An 18,234-nucleotide genomic window follows, 5' to 3' on the forward strand; every position below is an offset into this window, starting at 1 on the left:
TCGCCGAGGGTCAGAGACGGAACAGCCCCGGGTCCTCGACCACGACGTCGAGCAGCACCGGGCCGTCGGCGGCGAGGGCCTTCTTCAGCGAGTCGCGCAGCCCGTCCGGCGAGGTGATCCGTTCCGCCGCGCAGCCGAAGCCCTTCGCCAGCTGCGCCATGTCCACATCGGACAGATCCCAGCCGGCCTGCCACGATTCCTGGTCGGCGAGGTAGTACTTCAGCGACAGATAACCGGAGTTGTTCGGGATCACGAAGGTCACCGGCAGGTCGTGCTGCGCCGCGGTCCACAGCGCGTGCAGCGTGTACTGCGCGGACCCCTCCCCCACGACCACCACGGCACGGCGGTCCGGGCGGGCGAGGGCGTACCCCACCGCGCCGGCGAACGGGAACCCGAGCGCGCCGCTCGCGGTCGCGAAGTACCCGTTGGACGGCCCGAGCGGGATCTGCTCGTGGAAATCGGCCCGCGCGATCGGGAGTTCCTCGAAGAGGACCGCGTCCTCCGGCAGTTCCTGCGACAGCAGGTGGAAGAGGTACGCCTGGGTGAGCGGTTCCGTGGCCTCCGGCACCGGATAGGTCTGCTTGGGCGCCGGCGCGGCCAATCCGTCGCGCTGGCGCACCAGCGTGCCGAGCTGCTTGACCACCTGGCCGGGCGGGCACACGTAGACCGCGTCCGCCATCGACCAGGACGCCGCCTCCGGATCGTCGGTGACATGCAGGAACCGGGTCCCCGCCGGCAGTTCGGGCGGGGCGCTGGAATCGAGCTCGGCGTCCTCGGTGGAGAACAGATCGGCCGTCGTGAACAGCGTGAACGCCGGGCTCCCGAGGATGGCGACGACGTCGTGCTGCCCCAGTTTTTCCGAGATCAGCTCCGGAATGGGCGGCAGCACGCCGGCGAACTGCGGGTGGCTCTCCGGGAAGCTGGCGCGCGGCCACACCGGGCTCCCCCACACGGTGGCGCCCAGCTTTTCGGCCAGCCGCACGAGGTCGTAGCGGGCCCCCTGCGCGTCGATCGCGGGACCCGCGACCAAAGCGGGGCGCTCGGCCGCGTTGAGCTCCTCGGCCACCTTCGCGAGCACCGCCGGGTTCGGCACCACTGCCTGCTCCACCGTCGGCACCTTCACCGGCGGACCGGCGGGCCGCACCCAGTCGTCCTCGGGCACCGCGACGAACGTCGGACCCTGCGGGTGCTGCTTGGCGATGTGGTACGCCTTGGCGAGCAACGCGGGAACGTCCTGCGGACGGGCCGGCTCCGCGGCCCATTTGATGTAGGGCTGCGGGAGCTGGGTCGCGTCCTTCGCGTGCAGGAACGGCGCGCCCTGCAGCATCTTCCTCGCCTGCTGCCCGCCCAGGATCACCATCGGCGTGTGCGCGCTTGCCGCGGTGTAGACCGAGCCCATCGCGTTGCCGAGCCCCGGCCCGCCGTTGATCATCACCAGCGACGGCGCGCCGGTCGCCTGCGCGTAGCCGTCCGCCATGCCGACGACCGAGGCCTCCTGCAGCCCCGTCACGAACCGGAAGTCGGACGGCCAGGACTCGAACAGCTTCATCTCGGTATGGCTCGGGTTGCTGAAGATCGTGGTCATCCCGAGTTCGCGGAGAAGGTCCAGTGTCGCGTCCCGAACAGACCTGCCGTTTTTTTCCGTTGCCACGGTGAAAACCCTCCTTCGGGGCGCGGACTTGCGGTTGCTGTCCGAACGCTATCCACGCGGGCAACGGATCGACAGTGCGCGGCCGATGATCCAGCCGACGTCGTTAAGTCGGCTGCGGCAAAGCGCCCGATCCGGTTTTCCGGAGGAATATCCGGCGACTTCTACAAGTGACCGCGAAAAGACAGCTTTCGCTTGCCCCGGAAGAGCATGTCCTGTTTGACTCGGCGTTTCTCCGGCAAATACGAGAGGTGTTCGTCGATGAGTACGATCGAGACCATCCGATTCAAGCTGCGCGACGGGGTCGGCGAGAGCGCGTTCCGCGCGCTCAATCACGAGGTCGAAACCCGGTACATGGCCCGGCGACCGGGTTTCCAGTCGCGGGAGACCGCGGTCTCCGCCGACGGGGAGTGGTTCGTCTCCGTGCACTGGGCGACCGCCGAGGACGCCAAGCGCACGGTGGACGCGTTCTTCTCGGCACCCGAAACCCAGGCTTTCCTGGCCGCGGTGGACGTCTCGACCGTGTCCTCCGGCAGCTACCAATTGCTTCCCGACGAGGACCCGCGGAAACCGCTGCACATCGTGAACAAATCCGACCTTCCGTCGGTGCGGCTCGGCGGCGAGATCATGGCGCGCATTTTCGACGGCGGCGCGCACGGCGACGGCGCGAATGTCTCCGCGTTCATTGTCGACCTGCCTCCTGGCGCGGGCCCGAAACGGCACGTGCATCCGTACGAGGAGGTTTTCATCACCCTCGACGGAAAGGTGGAACTGGAGGCGGGCGGCACGCTGCGGACCACCGGACCGGACGAGGTCTGCGTCGTGCCCGCCGGCGTCCCGCACACGTTCACCAACGTCGGGACCGAACGCGCGGTGATGGTGAACGTCCACGCCGGCCGAAGCGTGGCCACCGAATTCGTGGAGGGCGGCCCGGAGCGGAAGGGCTACGAGTTCAACCACGCGGAAGGATCGTCGGCGCGGTAGCAGAGCCGCTGGCTCATCGCGACGGCGTAGGGGGCGTAGCGGGTGCGCCAGTGCTGGAACACCGGCCACGCCTCCTGTTCGCCGAGTTCCTGCGGCAGGCCCGCGTCCACGGCGACCTTCAGGGTCTGGTCGAAGTCGCGTTCCTCGCGGCCCTCCAGGCTCACCACGGGCCGCGGGAGGCGGACGCCGACCTGCCGCGCCAGCACGGGAAAGCACTCCGCGCCCGCCATGAGCACCGACCGGGTGCTCGGCGGCGCCCAGTCCGGCGCGACCGACTCGGTGAGCGCCGCGGCGTCGAGGACCAGCACCGCCGCGTCCAGCCAGCACGTCCCGGTGGCCGGGCGGTAGACGGTGAGCGCCGGGTAGCCGGTGTGGGTGGCCAGGATGTCGGCCAGCCAGCCGGTCCACTGCGCGAACAGCCGGTCGAGGTGGTCGCGCGAGCCGAGCCGCAGGTGCTCGGCCAGCACCTGCTCGGCCTCGGTGGCCATGGCGGCGCGCATCGACATCCGCGCCACGACCAGTTCGCGCCGGCTGTACGCCGCCGTGACCCGGTGCAGGTGCAGGACGAACGACGCGAGCACCAGCAACGCCGAGACCCACGCGGCGACAGCCAGCAGGTTTCCGTCGCGCAGCACGAGAAATCCGGTCAGGCCGCTCCAGGTCAGCGGCACTCCGGCGAGCACCGGAGCCGTCAGCGCGAAGCCGGCGAGCGTCGCGACGAACCAGCACGCCGCCGCGAGGTACAGCGCGAGCGGCGCGCACAGTTCCAGCACCCGCTCGCCCGCCGCACGCGGCAGCCGGTGCGCCAGGACGGACCCTGCCCGCCAGGTGCCGCCCACGACGGTGCGCATCAGCACCGACGAACGCCAGCGCGGGACGAAAACGGTCCGCAGCACCGACAGCCAGGCGGCGACCGCGAGCGCAGCTCCGAAGACGAATGCGATTGTTTCGGTCACGTGGCCACCGCCCGCGTCGCAGAAAGAGCCTGTCCGACCGCAGCCTGCCAAAGAGCGCGGGCGGCGAACAGAATGAGTTTGTGGTGGTACTCGCGGTTCCAGGACAGCGCGTACCGCGCGAGAGCGCTGTCGAGGGGAAACCGCGGAACCGGCACGGCCTGATTCTCATCACGGGGGCGCCGGGACGGCGAACATTCCGGCCGGATTCCGTGCAGTCAGGGATACCTCGCCACCGAAAGCCGCGAAACATGCACCACCCCGGCCCCCGGATCGTCGCGGTCGACCACCACCTCCGACGGCAGGTCCGCTCCCGAGAACGCGGCCAGGCCCGCGGTCACGCCCCAGGCGCCGAGGTCCGGCACGGCCAGTACGTCGCCGGGCCGGAGCGGGGGCAGCCGGAGCGCGGGCGCCCACACGTCGAACGGGGTCTCCTGCGGGCCGATCAGAACGGTGTCCACCAGATCGCCGGACAGCGGACGGGAGATCAGCTTCGGCGTCAGCGGGCGGCGATGCCGGCCCGCGAACGGGCCGATGTGGTTCGCGCCGGACTCCAGCACCGCTGTCTGCCCTCCGCCGGAGAATCGCACGTCGAGCACTGCGGTGACGAGGGTGGCCGCGGAGCCGACTAGCTCGCGGTCCACTTCGAACGAAACGAACGGCCCGCCAGCGAGCAGGTGCGCGAACCTCGGCGCGAATCCGGTGAAGCCGACCCGTTCTACCGGTCCGCCTTCCCGGGCCAGAACCGAGATCAGCCGTCCGGTCAGGTCGGCGGCGCTGTCCGCGTCGGCGTCCGCGCACACGTGCAGACCGACGACCCGCACGCCGTCGCGCCCCGTGAACCGGGACGGTTCGGCGAATACCGCGTCCGGATCCGCACCGGCGCGGACGGATCCGCACGCGTTCACCCGCAGCAGGCAACGCACCGGGCGCCCCGCGGCGCGACGGGCGAGCTGGTCCAGCGCGACCGGCGAGTCGACGGCGAAGGTCCGCACACCCAAGCCCAGCGCCCACTCGAGATCCGCGTCCCGTCGCGCGGGGCCGGTGTAAAGGACGTCCCGGCCCGGCCAGCCCGCGACGAGCGCGGCATCCAGTTCGCCGGACGACCGCACCGCGGGCAACACGCCGGCTTCGCGGATTTCCCGGAGCAGCTCGGGGTGCGGGTTGGCCGACAGCGCGTAGCGCAGTTCGGCGCGCGCGGGCAGCGCGGCGAGCAGCGACTGCCGGCCGGCCCGGAGGTCGGCGAGGTCGTACACGTAGCAGGGCGTGCCCGCCTCGTCCGCTACAGACAGCAGGTCGGTCACGTTTCGCTCCATCGCCGGACCCGGGCAGCCGAGGACATCGGGGGCAGGGGCTGGGTTTCACTCAACCGGCAGGCAGACCGTGAAACACGTGTCGCCGGGCGCCGAGGTCACGCTGATCGTCCCCCGGTGCCGGGTGGTCACGATGCCGTGGCTCAGGTGCAGGCCGAGCCCGGTGCCCTTGCCGATGTCCTTGGTCGTGAAGAACGGCTGGAACAGCATGCCGATCGCGTCGGCGGGGATTCCCCGTCCGTCGTCCCGGATCTCCACGACGGCGTAGCGGCCCGAACGCCGGGTGCCGATCCGCAGCACGCCGGCGCCGTCCATCGCGTCGACAGCGTTGTCGATCAGGTTGGACCACACCTGGTTGAGCTCGCTCGGGTACGCGGTCACCGGCGGCAGGTCCGGCGCGTAGTCGCGGCGCACCTGGACGTTCCCCAGCCGCGCGGCGTGCATGGACAACGTCGCGTCGAGCCCCTCGGTGAGGTCGACCGCGCGTTCCGGCGCCCGGTCGAGATTGGTGTAGGCCTTGGTGTCCCGCACCAGCATCGAGATCCGTCCGCTCGTCTCCGCGACGTCGGCGACGAGCGCCTCGGCACGCAGCCCCTGCGCCAGCCACTCCACCGCCGCGGGCAGCGCGCTCGTGCGCACCTGATCCGCGAACCGGTCGAGGTCGTCAGGACAGACGCCGCCTTCGACGAGCACGGCCGCGGTCTCGTCCGCGCCCGGAACCCCGTGTGCGGCAAGCACTTCCGCGAGCGCGTCCGTCGTCCGGTCCGTGTCGAAGGGACCGAGCGGCCGCTTCGCGGCCCGGGCCCGTTCCGCCAGCCGGCCGAGGCGGACGTCCTCGTCGTCGGTGGCGAGGCGGCCCCACCGCACGGCCGACCCGGCCAGCTCGCGCACCGACTCGCCGAGTTCCCGCGCCGCCTGGACGAGCGCGGCGGTCGGGTTGTTCAGCTCGTGCGCCAGCCCGGCGGCCAGCGAGCCGAGGCCGTCGAGCAGCGCCCGCCTGCCCGCCTGCAGCTCGTAGGACCGGATCCGCCAGGCCAGCACCGGGAGCAGCACGCGGCACACCCGCGGGCAGCGGACGATCATCTCGAGGAACGTCTCCTGGTCGTAGGCGAGCAGCTCGGTGGCGCCGACCGCGGTGCCGCGCGCGACGTAGCCGCCGCCGGCGAGCATCGGCAGCTCGCCGGTGAACTGGTGCGCCGCGACCGGTTTCTCCGGCTCCGCACCCGGCGTGGCCGCGCTCGGCACCGCCGCGACCGCGTCCGCCGAATGCCGGGCCACCACCTCGGTCCGGCCGCCGATCATCTTGGAGATCAGCAGTTCGCCCGCGAGCAGCACGTAGAAGTGCTCGGCCCGCTGCCCGTCCTCGAACAGGACCTCGCCGTCGGCGAGGGTCACCGGCTTCCCCGCGACGGCCAGCCAGCCGAGCTCCTCCTCGCCGAGGCCGGCGAACAGCTCGATCCGCCGCAGCGCGTCGACCGCCTCGGGGCCCGGCCTAGGCATAGGGCCGCATCGCCAGGTCTTCCCGGCTCTCCCGCAGTTCGCTGCCGAGGCGGTAGGCGTAGGCGAGGGAAGCCAGGGTGACGTGGTGGTGCCAGCCGCGGTACGACCGGCCCTCGAAATGCCGCAGGCCGACGTCGTCCTGCATGCGCCCGAGATGCTCGGCGGCGAGGCTGTCCAGCCCCACCAGGTCGATCAGCTGCGGCAGCCGCGCCACGTTCAGGTTGGTCAGCCAGGTCGCTTTCGGCCGGTTCCGCCCGACCGTCCACTGGGCGAGCAGGTGGCGGGCGGGCTGGTGCCGGCGGGCCACCCGGACGTTGCCGTACCGCGAGGGCTCGGCGTCGCGCGACACCGGCGAGGCGACGAACCGGCTGGCGGACGCCCGCGCCGCGGTGCGGATCTGCCAGTTCAGGGTCCTGGCCGCGGGCCGGACGGCCAGCACCGCCAGCTCGCCCACGGTGCACGCCCGGCCGGAGCTCGCGCGGGCCGGCGGCACCGGGACGTGCCGGCCGACCCGCAGCAGGTAGCCGAGCCCGCGCTCTTCCAGCGCCCACAGCAGCAGCTCGACGTCCTGCTGGTCGGAGACGTCGGCGAGGACCGGGGCCGGGGCCAGCCCCCAGTTCTGCCGCATCTCCTCGACCGCCTCCAGCATCACCTGCCAGCGCGGCCGGTGCCGTTGCGCCGCCGGCACGTGCGCGCGGCCGCGGCGCCGTTCGTCGGCGTCCCAGGAACGCGGCAGGAGCAGCCGCCAGTTCACCGGCACGCCCACGGAGCCGCCCGCCAGCATCACGGCGAGGCCGACCTGGCAGTTGAGGGTGCGGCCCGCGGCGGGCACGTACCGGCTGTCCACGCCGACGGAGTTCGCGCCGTTCTTGGGGAACACGGCGTCGCGCACCACCCACGCCCTCGGCGCGATCGCCTCGGTCACGTGCTCGGCGAGGTTGCGGCGCACCGGTTCCCACTGCCAGGTGCTCTGGTTGACGAACTGCTGCAGGCACTGGTCGACGCGGGTGCCGACCACGGTGTCGCAGATGCGCCGGATGGACTTGCGGCCGGGCACGGTCACCAGGCCGCGCACGTACACCTCGCCCCAGCGTCTCTGATCGGACCGGGCCAGCGGGGAGAGCCGGTCCCGGCAGAACGCGCCGAGGCTCGTGGACTCGTTCAGCACGGATATCTTGTCGACAGCGATGGACATCGTTACCGTTCCCCCAATTCTGGTCGGCGGTGACCGCCGAAAACGTTCCCGGCGTCCATCCCCCGTCATGGAGCCGCGCGGCGGCCTTGGCCGCGTACGGCGCGTGCCTCGTGCTTTCCTGCTGGAAGACCTCGCGGGCCGCTCGTCGTGCGCGTGCTGCCGGAAGACCGGCGAACGGGTCGCCCCCAGGCTCCCGCGATCACCGGGCCGGCAGCCGTGCCCGACGGGCGGGAGCCATGCGATTCCCTCCGCCCGGGTGCTCCGGGTGATGCGGTTTTTCCGTGTGTCCCACCATGGCCCGGGCGGCGGCGATTACCCAGAATGTGGTTATGGGGGTACTCCGGGTACCAGGGTCGCGGTGACGGCGGACTTAGTCAGCTGGCGATTGATCGGACCGCGCCGGGGCACGGATGGTGAGGGTCTGCTCTTTCCATGATGGGAGGTACGGCATGCCCTGGCCTTTCGTTGGCAGGACTGAACTGCTCGACCGGATCCGCGCGGTGTTCGCCGAGCCGGGGCCCGGCCCAGTGTTGCTGGTCGGCCCGCCCGGGATGGGCCGGAGCACGCTGCTCGCCGAAGCGCTGGCCAGGGCGCCGCTGTCGCGGGACGACGCGGTGCTGCGTCTTGAACCGGCCGGGCCCGCGCCGTTCGCCTCGCTGCGCGGCCTGCTGCCCGACGGGTTCGCCTTCACCGGCACGCCGGACCGCGCGGTCGCGTCCGTCACCGGCGAGGTGGCCGCGCGGCTGTCCGGCAGGCGGCCCGTGGTCGCGTTCGACGACGCGCACCTCGCCGACGCGTACAGCGTGCGGGTGCTGCGACAGCTGCGGAACGAGCACGACGCGATCGTGTTCGCGACCGCCGCGGGCGCCGGCGCGCTGCCCTCCGGCCCGGATCCGCTGGACTGCCTGCGCTACGACCTCGGCTCCCGCACGCTCCGGCTGCCGCGGCTGACCGAGGACGAGGTGGCGGGCATCCTCGCCGAAACCCTCGGCGGCCCGGTCCGCCCCGCGAGCGCCGAGGCGCTGCACGCTTCGACCGGCGGCAACCCGGGGCTCTTGCACGACCTGGTCGTCCGCGACGGCCTCGCCGCCGAAATGTCGCTGTCCGGCGGGATGTATCAGCTGTCCCCGATCTTCCCTGGCGGGCAAGGCCGGGCCGCCGGCGAAGCGGTGACCGCCCGGCTGACGGACGCGGTCGCGTGTGCCTGGCAGCGGCTCTCCCTCGACCAGACGGGCGAACTGTGCAGGCTGGCGGCCTGGCACGGGCTGGGCCGTTCGGTCGCGCCGGTCTGGGCCATGGCGCTGTTGCTGCGCGGCGAAACCGCCGCGGCCCGGCGCGTGCTCGACACGCACGCCGACCGGTCGCCGCAAGCGGAGATAGCCAGGGCGATGGTCGTCGGGCTCGGACAACGAAACATCGCCGCCGCGGACGCGGTGCTGGCCGCCGCGGCGAGCTCGGACGTCCGGCACCGCGCCCGGTTCCTGGCGTGCCGCGCTTGGCTGCTCGCCGTCACCGGGACGCCGGCGGTCGTCGAGCTGGTGGACCCTGGCGAAGACCGCGAAGCGGCGCTGTTCTCCCGGGCCGCACACGCGGTCGCCGCCGGACGAGGCGCGTCGGCGGTCTCGCATCTGCGTCGGTCGCTGGCCGCCGCCGAAGGGCTGCGGGCGGAGATGCCGTGGTTTCCGCCGTATCTCACCGCGTGCCTGATCGACGCCCTGCTGCTGGCCGGGCGCATCAACGAGGCCACCGCCGAGGCGGCCGAATTCCATGCCGGGCAGCGCGGATGCGGCTGGAACGTGGCGGTGGCTTTCGATTCGCTGCTCGCCGCGCGGGGTGCGGACGGCGGGAATTCCGGGGAGGCCTGGGACGGCCTCGCCGGGCCGGATTTGTCCCCGGCGGTTCCTCCTCGGCGGCCGCTGCCGTAGCGAGCCGTCGGCATGCGGTTGGCGCCGTGCCCGCCCGGACCGAAGCGGGGCGGGTTTGGCGTCTGCGAGGACGGCACGCCCAGTTCCCGCCGTCCGCGTCGCCCCCGACGCAAGCCAACGGTCCGCCAGCGGCTTCGGCCTGGGCGGACACGCCTCAACCGCACCCGTAACGCCGTCTTGAGTCCCCCGGCATTGGACTCTGATTCCCGCAAGGAGCCCTTCACGGCCCGGGCAATCCGCGGCGGCGCGGCCCGCACGAGAAGCGGCCGCAGCGGCGTTGTCGCCGCTGCGGCCGCAGCACCTTCGCTCAGGAAACCGCCTCGCGAGGCCGGGGTTCCAGCTCCCGCGCCAGATCCTCGATCGACGCCGCGCCCAGCAGGTCCCGACCGCTGACGCGGAGGCCGAGTTCGGTCCGCACCTGGTAGGCGAGCTGCACCGCGAACACCGAGCTCAGGCCGAGCGCGGGCAGCGGGACGGCCGGGTCGACGTCGGGCAGGCCGAGCAGCAGGCCGACCGCCGTCCGCAGGTAGCGGACGCGGCCGGGCACGGTCGCGGCGGACTCGGCGTAGTGCAGCGCGTCGATCGGAGTCGCCCTCGGCGCCGCTCCGGTTCCGCCCGGCCACTCGACCTCGCCCGCGTCGATCCAGAACCGTTCGTGCTGCCACGGGTAGCCCGGCACGTCGACGAACCGGCCGTCGCCGAGGCGGTCGAACGCGACCTCGCCGCCCGCCGCGTACACGGCGCCCAGACCGCCCAGCATGGTCTTGTACTCCGGTTCGTCCCTGCGCAGCGACGCGACCTGCCATGCCCGCGCCGCGGCGTCCTGGATCCCGTCCTCGATCGCGAGACTCAGGATCGGGTGCGGGCTGATCTCGACGAACACCGTCGGCCGCCGGTCCGCCAGCACGGCGCGGACCGCCGATTCGAACCGCACCGGGAGGATCAGGTTGTCCGCCCAGTACCCGGCGTCGAAGCCGGAGCCGTCGACGACGCTGTCCAGCACCGTCGAGCGGACCGGCACCCGGCCCGGCCGCGGGCGCAGGCCCGCCAGCACGTCGTGCAGCAGCGGGCGCAGCGGTTCGACCTGCGGGGCGTGCGAGGCGTAGTCGACCCGCACCTGACGGCAGAACACGCCGTCCGCGCGCAGCCCGGCGACGATCTCGGCCAGCGCGTCCGGGTCTCCGGACAGCACGGTCGCGGCACGGCTGTTGACGACCCCGACGCACACGCGGTCCGCGTACTCGCCGATCGCCCGCTGTGCCGCCTGCTCGCCGAGCTGAACCGCCCACATCGCACCGGGTGTGCGCCGGGCGGCCAGCAGCGCGGAGCGCCTGCAGATCACGGCCGCGCCATCGGAGACGCTGAGCGCCCCCGCGGTGACCGCCGCGGCCACTTCGCCCATGCTGTGCCCGATCACCAGGTCCGGCTCGACGCCGAAATCGCGCCACACCGCGGCGAGCGCCACCTGGACCGACCACAGCACCGGCTGCACGAAGTCCATAGTGGACACTTCAGCGCCGCTCCCGATGACCTCGGCGGGCGACCATCCCGTCTCGTGCCGCACGGCGCGGTCGCATTCGGCGAACCGGCGGGCGAAAACTTCGCTGCTCGCCAGCAGTTCCCGCGCCATTCCCGGCCACTGCGAGCCCTGCCCCGGATAGACGAACACGATCTTCGGCGGTTCGGTGACCGGACTCCCGTCACCGAACACCTGCGCGGATCCCTGCCGCCGACCGGCCGCGGCGAGTGCGGCCACGAGTTCCTCGCGGTCGGAGCCCACCACGGCCATCCGCCGCTCGAAGTGCGTGCGGCGCACCGCGGCGGTGTGGCAGACGTCGGCGAGTGCCGGGGCCGCCGGCGATTCGAGCAGCCCGGCGTACCGTTGCGCGGTCTGCCGCAATGCTTCCGGATGCCGGGCGGACAGCGGAAGCAGGTAGGCGGAGCGCTCCTGCGGGTCGGCCCTCCCGCGCTCGGGGAGTTCCGCGAGCACGACGTGCACGATCGCGCCCGCCAGCCCCAGCGACGTGACCCCGGCGATCGCGGTCTGCCCTTCGGCCGGGAGGACCTGGGTCCGGCGAGGCAGCCGCAGCGGGGTGCCGGGCTGGCGGAACTGCGCGATCGGCTTCGTGACGTGCAGCGTCGCCGGAACGGTGCGATGCCGCAGCACCAGCGCGGTCTTGATCAGCCCGGCGATCCCGGCCACGCCTTCGAGGTGGCCGATGTTGGATTTCACCGAGCCGACGAGGCACGGCCGGTCCTCGGGCCGCCCTTCGCCCAGCACGTCGGCGAGCGCCTGCAGTTCGACCGGGTCGCCCGCCGGAGTGCCCGGTCCGTGCGCCTCGACGTAGCCGACAGCCGCGGGCGGGATGCCCGCGTCCCGGTAAGCGGCTCGCAGCGTGCTCTCCTGCGCGACCTGCGCCGGTGCGGTCAGCGACGGACCGCTCCTGCCGTTGTTCCCGGTCGCGGTGCCCACGATCGCCGCGTAGCCGCGGTCGCGATCGCGCGTCGCGTCCGGCAGCCGCTTGAGGATCACCGCACCGACGCCCTCGCTGCGCACGTAGCCGTCCGCGCTGGCGTCGCCGAACCGGGAACGGCCGGTCGGCGACAGCATTTCCGCTTCCGACACCGCGAAGTGCAGGTCGGGCGACAGCATCAGCTGCGCGCCGCCGACGATGGCGAGGTCGATCTCGCCGTGCCGCAGCGCGCGGACGGCCAGGTGCACCGCCAGCAGCGACGTCGCGCAGTTGGCCGCCACGCCCATGGTCGGACCGCGCAGGTCCAGATGGTGCGCGATGCGCCCGGCGATCATCCCGGGCACCACGGTGCCCATGGCCGCGTGCAGGCCGCTCCGGCCGGCGGCACGCACGAAATCCCAGTACTCGGTGCCGAACGTGCTCAGGTACACGCCGGTGTTGCTGCCCGCCAGGCCTTCCGCGGTCAGGCCCGCGTCCTCGACGGCCTGCCACACGACTTCCATGAGCATCCGCTGCTGCGGATCCATCTGCTCGGCCTCGCCCCGCGTGATGCCGAAGAACCCCGCGTCGAAATTGTCGACGTCATTCAGATAGCCACCCCCAAGACTGCGAATCGTATGCGGTTTCCCGGATTCCGCCGAATAACATTTCTCGGCGTCGAACCGCTCGCGCGGTATTTCCCCGACCGCATCCCCTCCGGATATCAGCAGTTCCCACAACTCGTCCGCGTTCCGCGCTCCGGGAAACCGGCAGGCGACACCGACCATGATCACCGAACGGCCGGCGTCGAACGTCCCCCCAGCGCCTGTCATGACTGTGGACCCAGCACAGCGACTCCTCATTTCCGCGGGATTCGTCCCGACGGGTCGCATCATGTCCATCAGCAAACCCCCAGGTCAACTTTGAACTAACGGAATATCGGCGCGGCGAAAACGCCCGCGAACTCTAGTGCGAATCCAACGGAAGGTGCAGCACTACTCCGACCGGCACAATCTCCGGCGTGTGCACGACCGTTATCCGCAACGCCCGCGCCCCCATTCGGTCGTGCCGGAGCCGCCGGATCCGCGACCGGTGCTCCACCACCCGGTGCTGTCCCCACCAGGCCCGGAACTCCGGGCTGAGCCGGGCGAACTCGGCGACCTGGGCCTGCTGGCGCGGGTCGTTCGGATGCTGGGACATCTCGCTCCGCCACCGGGCGACCGCGTCCCGGGTGTCGGACTCCCAGTCCGTCAAGCGGGTCCGGGCGACCGGCGACACCAGCATCCACCTCAGGATGTTCCGTTCCTCCTTCGGGAGCGCGCCCCAGTCCTCGTACCACTCGCACGCCGCCGGGTTCCACGCCAGGAGGTCGCCGTAATTGTCGCCCGCGTACACCGGATACGGGCTTTCCTCGAACATCGCGACAATTTGCCCGACCAGGACTTCGGCGGGCACTTCGGCGTCCAGCGCGGCCGCGTGGACGACGGCGCCGAGCGAAAGGCGGTGGATGTAGCGGCGTTCGTCTTCGGACAGCCGCAGCACCCTGGCCAGGCTGTCGAGCACCTCGCGGGACGGCTGGATGCCCCGGCCCTGCTCGAGGTAGGTGTACCAGGTGGGGCTGACCCCGGCCAGCACGGCGACCTCTTCCCGCCGCAATCCCGGTATCCGCCTTCGCGTTCCCGGCGGCAGGCCGACTTCGGACGGAGCGATGCGCTCTCGTCTGCTGCGCAGGAACCTGGCAAGCTCCCGTCTGCTGGCGTCCGTCGACAACTGAGCCCCAGGATTTCGAAAACCGGATGACGCGGAAGGTCACCCGCCATACTACGGGCGGCTGCGGATTCCGGCACCCGAGTCACAGCGCACCCCGATGCAGTGCCAGCATCGTGATGTCGTCCGATTGTTCGGCTGCTCCGACATGAGCACGCAAAGCCTTGTCCACCTCCGAAAGAACCTCCTCCGCGGACGTCGCCGGTTCGCTTATCGCAGTGATCAGCCGGTCCATGCCGAAAAGCGATCCGCCCGCCGCGCGCGCCTCCACTACGCCATCGGTGTACAACAGCAGCGTGTCGCCCCGTTCCAGGCGGGCGCAGCCGAGGCCGTAGGAACTGTGCAGCATCATGCCGACGGCCGGGCCGGTCGGGGTGAGCAGCGTGTGGCTGCCGTCGGCGCGCAGCAGGACCGCCGGGTTGTGCCCGCCGTTGATGTAGAGCAGGCCGCCCGACGCGGGATCGAGCACGCCGAAGATGAGCGTGGCGAAGTAACCCTGGCGCAGGTGGTTGCGGGTCAGGTACCGGTTGGTCGCCACCACCGCCTGCACCAGCGGGCCCGCGCCCACCGACAGCATGGGCGGCAGCGGCTCGCCCGCCTCGGCCGCGGGAGCGGGCCCGGGCGCGTCGCCAGGGCGTCCGGCGGTGCCGGTGTGCTCGGCGGTGTGCCGCAGCAGGGTGCGGATCAGCGCCATGAACAGCGCGGCGCCGACGCCCTTGTCGCACACGTCGGCCACCACGAACCCCACCCGGCGCCCGCCGACCAGTTCGAACCCGTCGTAGAAGTCGCCCGCCACCTGCCGGGCGGGCCGGAAGCGGGACGCGACGTCCCAGCCGTGCGGCGCGGGCAGCTTCTCCGGCAGGAAACCGGACTGGATCTCGTGCGCGATGGCGAGGTCCCGCTCGTAGGCGCGCAGGCTGGCCTCGGCGGCCATGTCCTCGACCGCGCCGGCGAGCTGGCCGCGTTCCCAGCAGGAGCTCATCCTGCTGCGCAGCAGGCTCGGCAGGAACGGCGGCAGGACGTAGTCGAAGCCGCCCCGCACGCACGCCTCCAGCGCGTCGAAGTCGTCCTGCGGGAACACGATGGTCGTCGGCGGGTTCGGCAGGTGCGCGAACCGCCTGGCCAGCAGCGCCACCCGCTGCAGGCCCAGCGACGCCGACACCAGCAGCCCGTCCGGCGGGGCGAGGCGCTCGTCGCCGGCGAGCACCTCGTCCTCGGTCGCCGTGCGCACCTCGAACCCGCCGTCGGCCAGCGCGGGTTCGAGCCGCGGCATCCTGGCGGCCGGGTCAGCGACGACCAGTACGCACGATTTCCTCATCGGTCCCTCCCCCGCGCCGGATCTTGAGCAGGTTGCGGTTGCGGCCCCCGGCCCGGACGTGCTCCAGGCTGTCCACACTGGACAGTGCGAGGAACAGCCCGAAACCGCCGAGCGGGGCCCATCCCGGATCCATGGCCAGCCGGGACGCCACGTCGTAGGCGGACGGGTCGAACTCGGGCGCGTCGTCCTCGATCCGCACCCACACCCACGCGTCGTCGTAGCCCGCGTCGATGTCGATCGTCCCGCCGCGGCCGCCGTACCCGTGCGTCACGATGTTGGTGGTGATCTCCTCGGCCGCGAGGCGCATCCGGTAGGCCTGGCTGTGCGTCATCCCGGTCGCGCCCGCGAGCCGGTCGACGATCGCCGGGATCAGGACGCCCAGTTCCTCGATGTCCCTCGCCTTGACCGCGATCACGGCTGCCCGCCCGCCTCGTGCATCACGATGCTGCGGTCGAATCCGGTCAGCCGGATGGTCTCGGCCACGTCCGGCTGCACGCCGACGAGCACGATCTCCACGCCCCGCCCCATTTTCTGGTGCGCGAACACCAGCGAGCGCAGCCCCGCCGAGGACAGGTAGGTCAGCTCCTCGGCGAGCAGCACCAGCCGCTGCGGCATCCGCTTGACCGCGGCGACGATCAGCTCGTTGAGCCGGTGCGCCGAGCGCGAGTCCACCTCGCCGGCGAGCCGGATGGTCGCGACGCCGTTCTCCGCGTGCATTCTTCCGTGAAACCCCATGGTTCATCTCCCTCGACGTTCCCGCGCCACGAGCACGAGCACCGTTCTCGGTCCGATGCGGACCCGTTCCTGGTCGGCGAGCTCCGGCTCGGCGCCGGGCTGCTCGGCAGGAGGTTCGGCGTGGGTGTCCGCGAACCGGTGCCACGCCAGGTGATCCGGCAGCTGCGGCAGTTCCAGCTCGTGCCGCTCCCAGTGCGCGTTGGCCGCCAGGTAGACGCAGTCCGCGGCGCCTTCCTCCTCGGCGTGGAACATGACCGCCAGCAGCCGGTTGTGCGAGGACCAGTCCGGTGTCCACGCGCGCACGCCGTGCCAGCTCACGTCCGGGAACAGCGCGCCGTTCGCGTGGCCGGTGATGTGCCAGCGCCTGCGCAGCACCGGATGCGCGCGCCGGAACGCGATGGCCCGCTTGACGAATAGCAGCAGATCGGCGTTCTCCGCGAGACCGCGCCAGTCGAACCACGAGATTTCGCTGTCGTGGCAGTAGGCGTTGTTGTTTCCCTGTTGCGTGCGGCCGATCTCGTCGCCCGCCAGCAGCATCGGCACCCCGTGGCTCGTCAGCAGCAGCAGAAGCGCGTTGCACGCTTGCCTGCGCCGCAGCGCCAGCACTTCCTGGTCGCCCGCCGGGCCTTCGTGCCCGCAGTTCCACGAGTGGTTGGCGTCGTCCCCGTCGCCGCCGTGCTCGCCGTTGGCGTCGTTGTGCTTGTCGTTGTAGGCGAACAGATCGTGCAGGGTGAACCCGTCGTGCGAAGTGACGAAGTTGACCGAGGCCACTGGGCCGCGTCGCAGGTACAGGTCCGGGGAGCCGATCAGCCGGTCGGCCATCTCGCTGACCGTGCCCGGCTCGCCCTTGAGGAACCGGCGGACCGCGTCGCGGTAGCGGCCGTTCCACTCCGACCACCGGCAGTAGTCCGGGAAACTGCCCACCTGGTAGAGCCCGCCCGCGTCCCACGCCTCGGCGATCAGCTTGGTGTGCGCCAGGACCGGGTCGCTCGCGAGCGTCTCCAGCAGCGGCGGATTGGCGAGCGGCGACCCGTCGGAAGCGCGGCCGAGCACCGCGGCGAGGTCGAACCGGAAACCGTCCACGTGGTACTCCGACACCCAGTACCGCAGGCAGTCCAGCACGAAGCCGAGCACCACCGGGTGGTTGCAGTTCACCGTGTTGCCGGTGCCGCTGAAGTTGTAGTAGCGCCCGTCCGGGGTCAGCATGTAGTAGACCCGGTTGTCCAGGCCCCGGAAGGAAAACGTCGGACCGCGCTCGTCGCCTTCCGCGGTGTGGTTGAACACCACGTCCAGCACGACCTCGATGCCCGCCGCGTGCAGTTGCTTCACGAGGCTCTTCAGCTCGTCGTTCTGGCGGCCGAGCACGCCGGTCGCCGCGTAGGAGGCCTTGGGCGCGAAGAACCCGACGGTGTTGTAGCCCCAGTAGTCGTGCAGCCCGGCCGGATGGTTCTCGTTCTCGTCGAATTCGAGGACCGGCATCAGCTCGACGCAGTTGACGCCGAGTTCGACGAGGTACGGGATCCGCTCGGCGAGCCCGGCGAACGTGCCCGGCCAGCGCACGCCCGACGACGGGTGGCGGGTGAAGCCGCGCACGTGCGTCTCGTAGATCACCAGGTCCTGCATGGGCAGGCCGAGCGGCCGGTCGCCGGCCCAGTCGAAGCCGTCCGGGGCGATCCTCGACCGGTAGCGGTACCGCCGGTCGCCCGGTTCGCCCCAGGTCTCGCGGCCGCCGACCGCGGTCGCGTACGGGTCGGACAGGAGGCACGCGGCGTCGTACCGGTCGCCCCGCTCCGGATCCCACGGGCCGTCGATCCGGTAGCCGTACTCGATCTCTTCGGCGCACAGCCCGAACACCGTCATGGCGTAGACCGAGCCGGTGCGGTAGCACTCGGGGAATTCGAGTTCCGCGAACGGCTCCTCCGCGCCGCGCCAGAACAGCACGAGCGCCACCGAGGCAGCGCCCGTGGAGTAGACGGAGAAGTTGACGCCGCCGGGGACGCGCGTGGCCCCGAACGGGAGCGGCCTGCCCTCCCGCACGTCGAACCCGGCGAGCCGGCCCGCCGGGCACGGAGCGGCGCGCGGCGCGGTCCGCATCGGCTGGAGGCTCATCGGGTCAGCGCCTCCACCCCGGCGTCGACGGTGTCCACGACGGTGAAGAAGTCGATGAACCCGGTGCCGGTCATGACCTCGGCGACGTCCGGGGTGAGCCGGGCGAGCGCCAGCGGCACGCCGGACTCCTGCACCTGCCGGTAGACCAGCAGCAGGACCCGCAGGCCCGCGCTCGACGTGTACGTCATGCCGCCGAGGTCGAGCAGCGCCGCGCCGTCGGACGGGACCAGCTCGCTGATCCGCGTCCGCGCCTCGTCCGCCGTCGCGCTGTCCAGTTCCCCCTCGAGCGCGAGCACGGTCACCCGGCCCCGCATGTACTTCTCCAGCTCCATCG

14 protein-coding genes are annotated in these 18,234 nt (G+C 71.9%); 2 read left to right on the forward strand and 12 right to left on the reverse strand.

All coding sequences use genetic code 11. The features are described from left to right. Window positions 1–10 precede the first annotated feature (10 nt). A complete protein-coding gene (gene mdlC / locus H4281_RS23405) occupies window positions 11–1,651 on the reverse strand; it encodes a benzoylformate decarboxylase (protein ID WP_182893072.1) in 1,641 nt (546 codons plus the stop codon). Between the two features lie 258 nt (window positions 1,652–1,909). On the opposite strand from mdlC, the gene H4281_RS23410 reads away from it, so the two are divergent. After that, a complete protein-coding gene (locus H4281_RS23410; RefSeq protein ID WP_182893073.1) occupies window positions 1,910–2,632 on the forward strand; it encodes a cupin domain-containing protein in 723 nt (240 codons plus the stop codon). On the opposite strand, the gene H4281_RS23415 is transcribed toward H4281_RS23410, so the two are convergent. The 4 genes from H4281_RS23415 to H4281_RS23430 form a co-directional block, all read right to left on the reverse strand. Then, entirely contained in the window at window positions 2,593–3,588 is a 996-nt protein-coding gene (locus tag H4281_RS23415; protein ID WP_182893074.1) for a hypothetical protein, read from the reverse strand. The genes H4281_RS23410 and H4281_RS23415 overlap by 40 nt on opposite strands. Before the next feature lie 215 nt (window positions 3,589–3,803). Further along, a complete protein-coding gene (locus tag H4281_RS23420) occupies window positions 3,804–4,889 on the reverse strand; it encodes a type III PLP-dependent enzyme domain-containing protein (protein ID WP_312872166.1) in 1,086 nt (361 codons plus the stop codon). A 57-nt stretch (window positions 4,890–4,946) separates the two neighbouring features. Beyond that, complete coding sequence (locus tag H4281_RS23425; RefSeq protein ID WP_182893076.1) at window positions 4,947–6,398, reverse strand: ATP-binding protein; 1,452 nt, start codon at window positions 6,396–6,398, stop codon at window positions 4,947–4,949. Then, window positions 6,391–7,593, reverse strand: a complete 1,203-nt coding sequence (locus H4281_RS23430) for an IS701 family transposase (protein ID WP_182893077.1) — start codon at window positions 7,591–7,593, stop codon at window positions 6,391–6,393. Before H4281_RS23430 ends, H4281_RS23425 begins: the two co-directional genes overlap by 8 nt. Before the next feature lie 449 nt (window positions 7,594–8,042). Here H4281_RS23430 and H4281_RS23435 point away from each other — a divergent pair, with 449 nt between their 5' ends. After that, complete coding sequence (locus H4281_RS23435) at window positions 8,043–9,518, forward strand: AAA family ATPase (protein ID WP_182893078.1); 1,476 nt, start codon at window positions 8,043–8,045, stop codon at window positions 9,516–9,518. Window positions 9,519–9,825: 307 nt separating this feature from the next. Here the strand turns inward: H4281_RS23435 and H4281_RS23440 are convergent, their stop codons facing one another. The 7 genes from H4281_RS23440 to H4281_RS23470 form a co-directional block, all read right to left on the reverse strand. Next, window positions 9,826–12,804: a type I polyketide synthase gene (locus tag H4281_RS23440; protein WP_182893079.1), complete on the reverse strand. Its 2,979-nt coding sequence runs from the start codon at window positions 12,802–12,804 to the stop codon at window positions 9,826–9,828. A gap of 133 nt (window positions 12,805–12,937) precedes the next feature. Then, entirely contained in the window at window positions 12,938–13,741 is an 804-nt protein-coding gene (locus tag H4281_RS23445) for a helix-turn-helix transcriptional regulator (protein ID WP_182893080.1), read from the reverse strand. Between the two features lie 82 nt (window positions 13,742–13,823). Beyond that, window positions 13,824–15,056 carry a PP2C family protein-serine/threonine phosphatase gene (locus tag H4281_RS23450; protein WP_182893081.1) on the reverse strand — a complete coding sequence of 411 codons (1,233 nt, stop codon included), beginning with the start codon at window positions 15,054–15,056 and terminating at the stop codon, window positions 13,824–13,826. Then, window positions 15,025–15,471, reverse strand: coding sequence for an ATP-binding protein (locus H4281_RS23455; protein ID WP_182893082.1), 447 nt, complete (start codon window positions 15,469–15,471; stop codon window positions 15,025–15,027). Before H4281_RS23455 ends, H4281_RS23450 begins: the two co-directional genes overlap by 32 nt. Then, on the reverse strand, window positions 15,468–15,791 hold the full coding sequence (locus tag H4281_RS23460; RefSeq protein ID WP_182893083.1) for an STAS domain-containing protein: 324 nt from the start codon (window positions 15,789–15,791) through the stop codon (window positions 15,468–15,470). Before H4281_RS23460 ends, H4281_RS23455 begins: the two co-directional genes overlap by 4 nt. A 3-nt stretch (window positions 15,792–15,794) precedes the next feature. Further along, window positions 15,795–17,900: a glycogen debranching protein GlgX gene (glgX, locus tag H4281_RS23465; RefSeq protein WP_220507740.1), complete on the reverse strand. Its 2,106-nt coding sequence runs from the start codon at window positions 17,898–17,900 to the stop codon at window positions 15,795–15,797. After that, the gene (locus H4281_RS23470) at window positions 17,897–18,232 is read right to left on the reverse strand and encodes an STAS domain-containing protein (RefSeq protein WP_182893084.1); all 336 of its coding nucleotides are present in this window, start codon (window positions 18,230–18,232) and stop codon (window positions 17,897–17,899) included. Before H4281_RS23470 ends, glgX begins: the two co-directional genes overlap by 4 nt. Window positions 18,233–18,234 lie beyond the last annotated feature (2 nt).

Source organism: Amycolatopsis dendrobii (assembly GCF_014145675.1).
Taxonomy (GTDB): Bacteria; Actinomycetota; Actinomycetes; order Mycobacteriales; family Pseudonocardiaceae; genus Amycolatopsis; species Amycolatopsis dendrobii.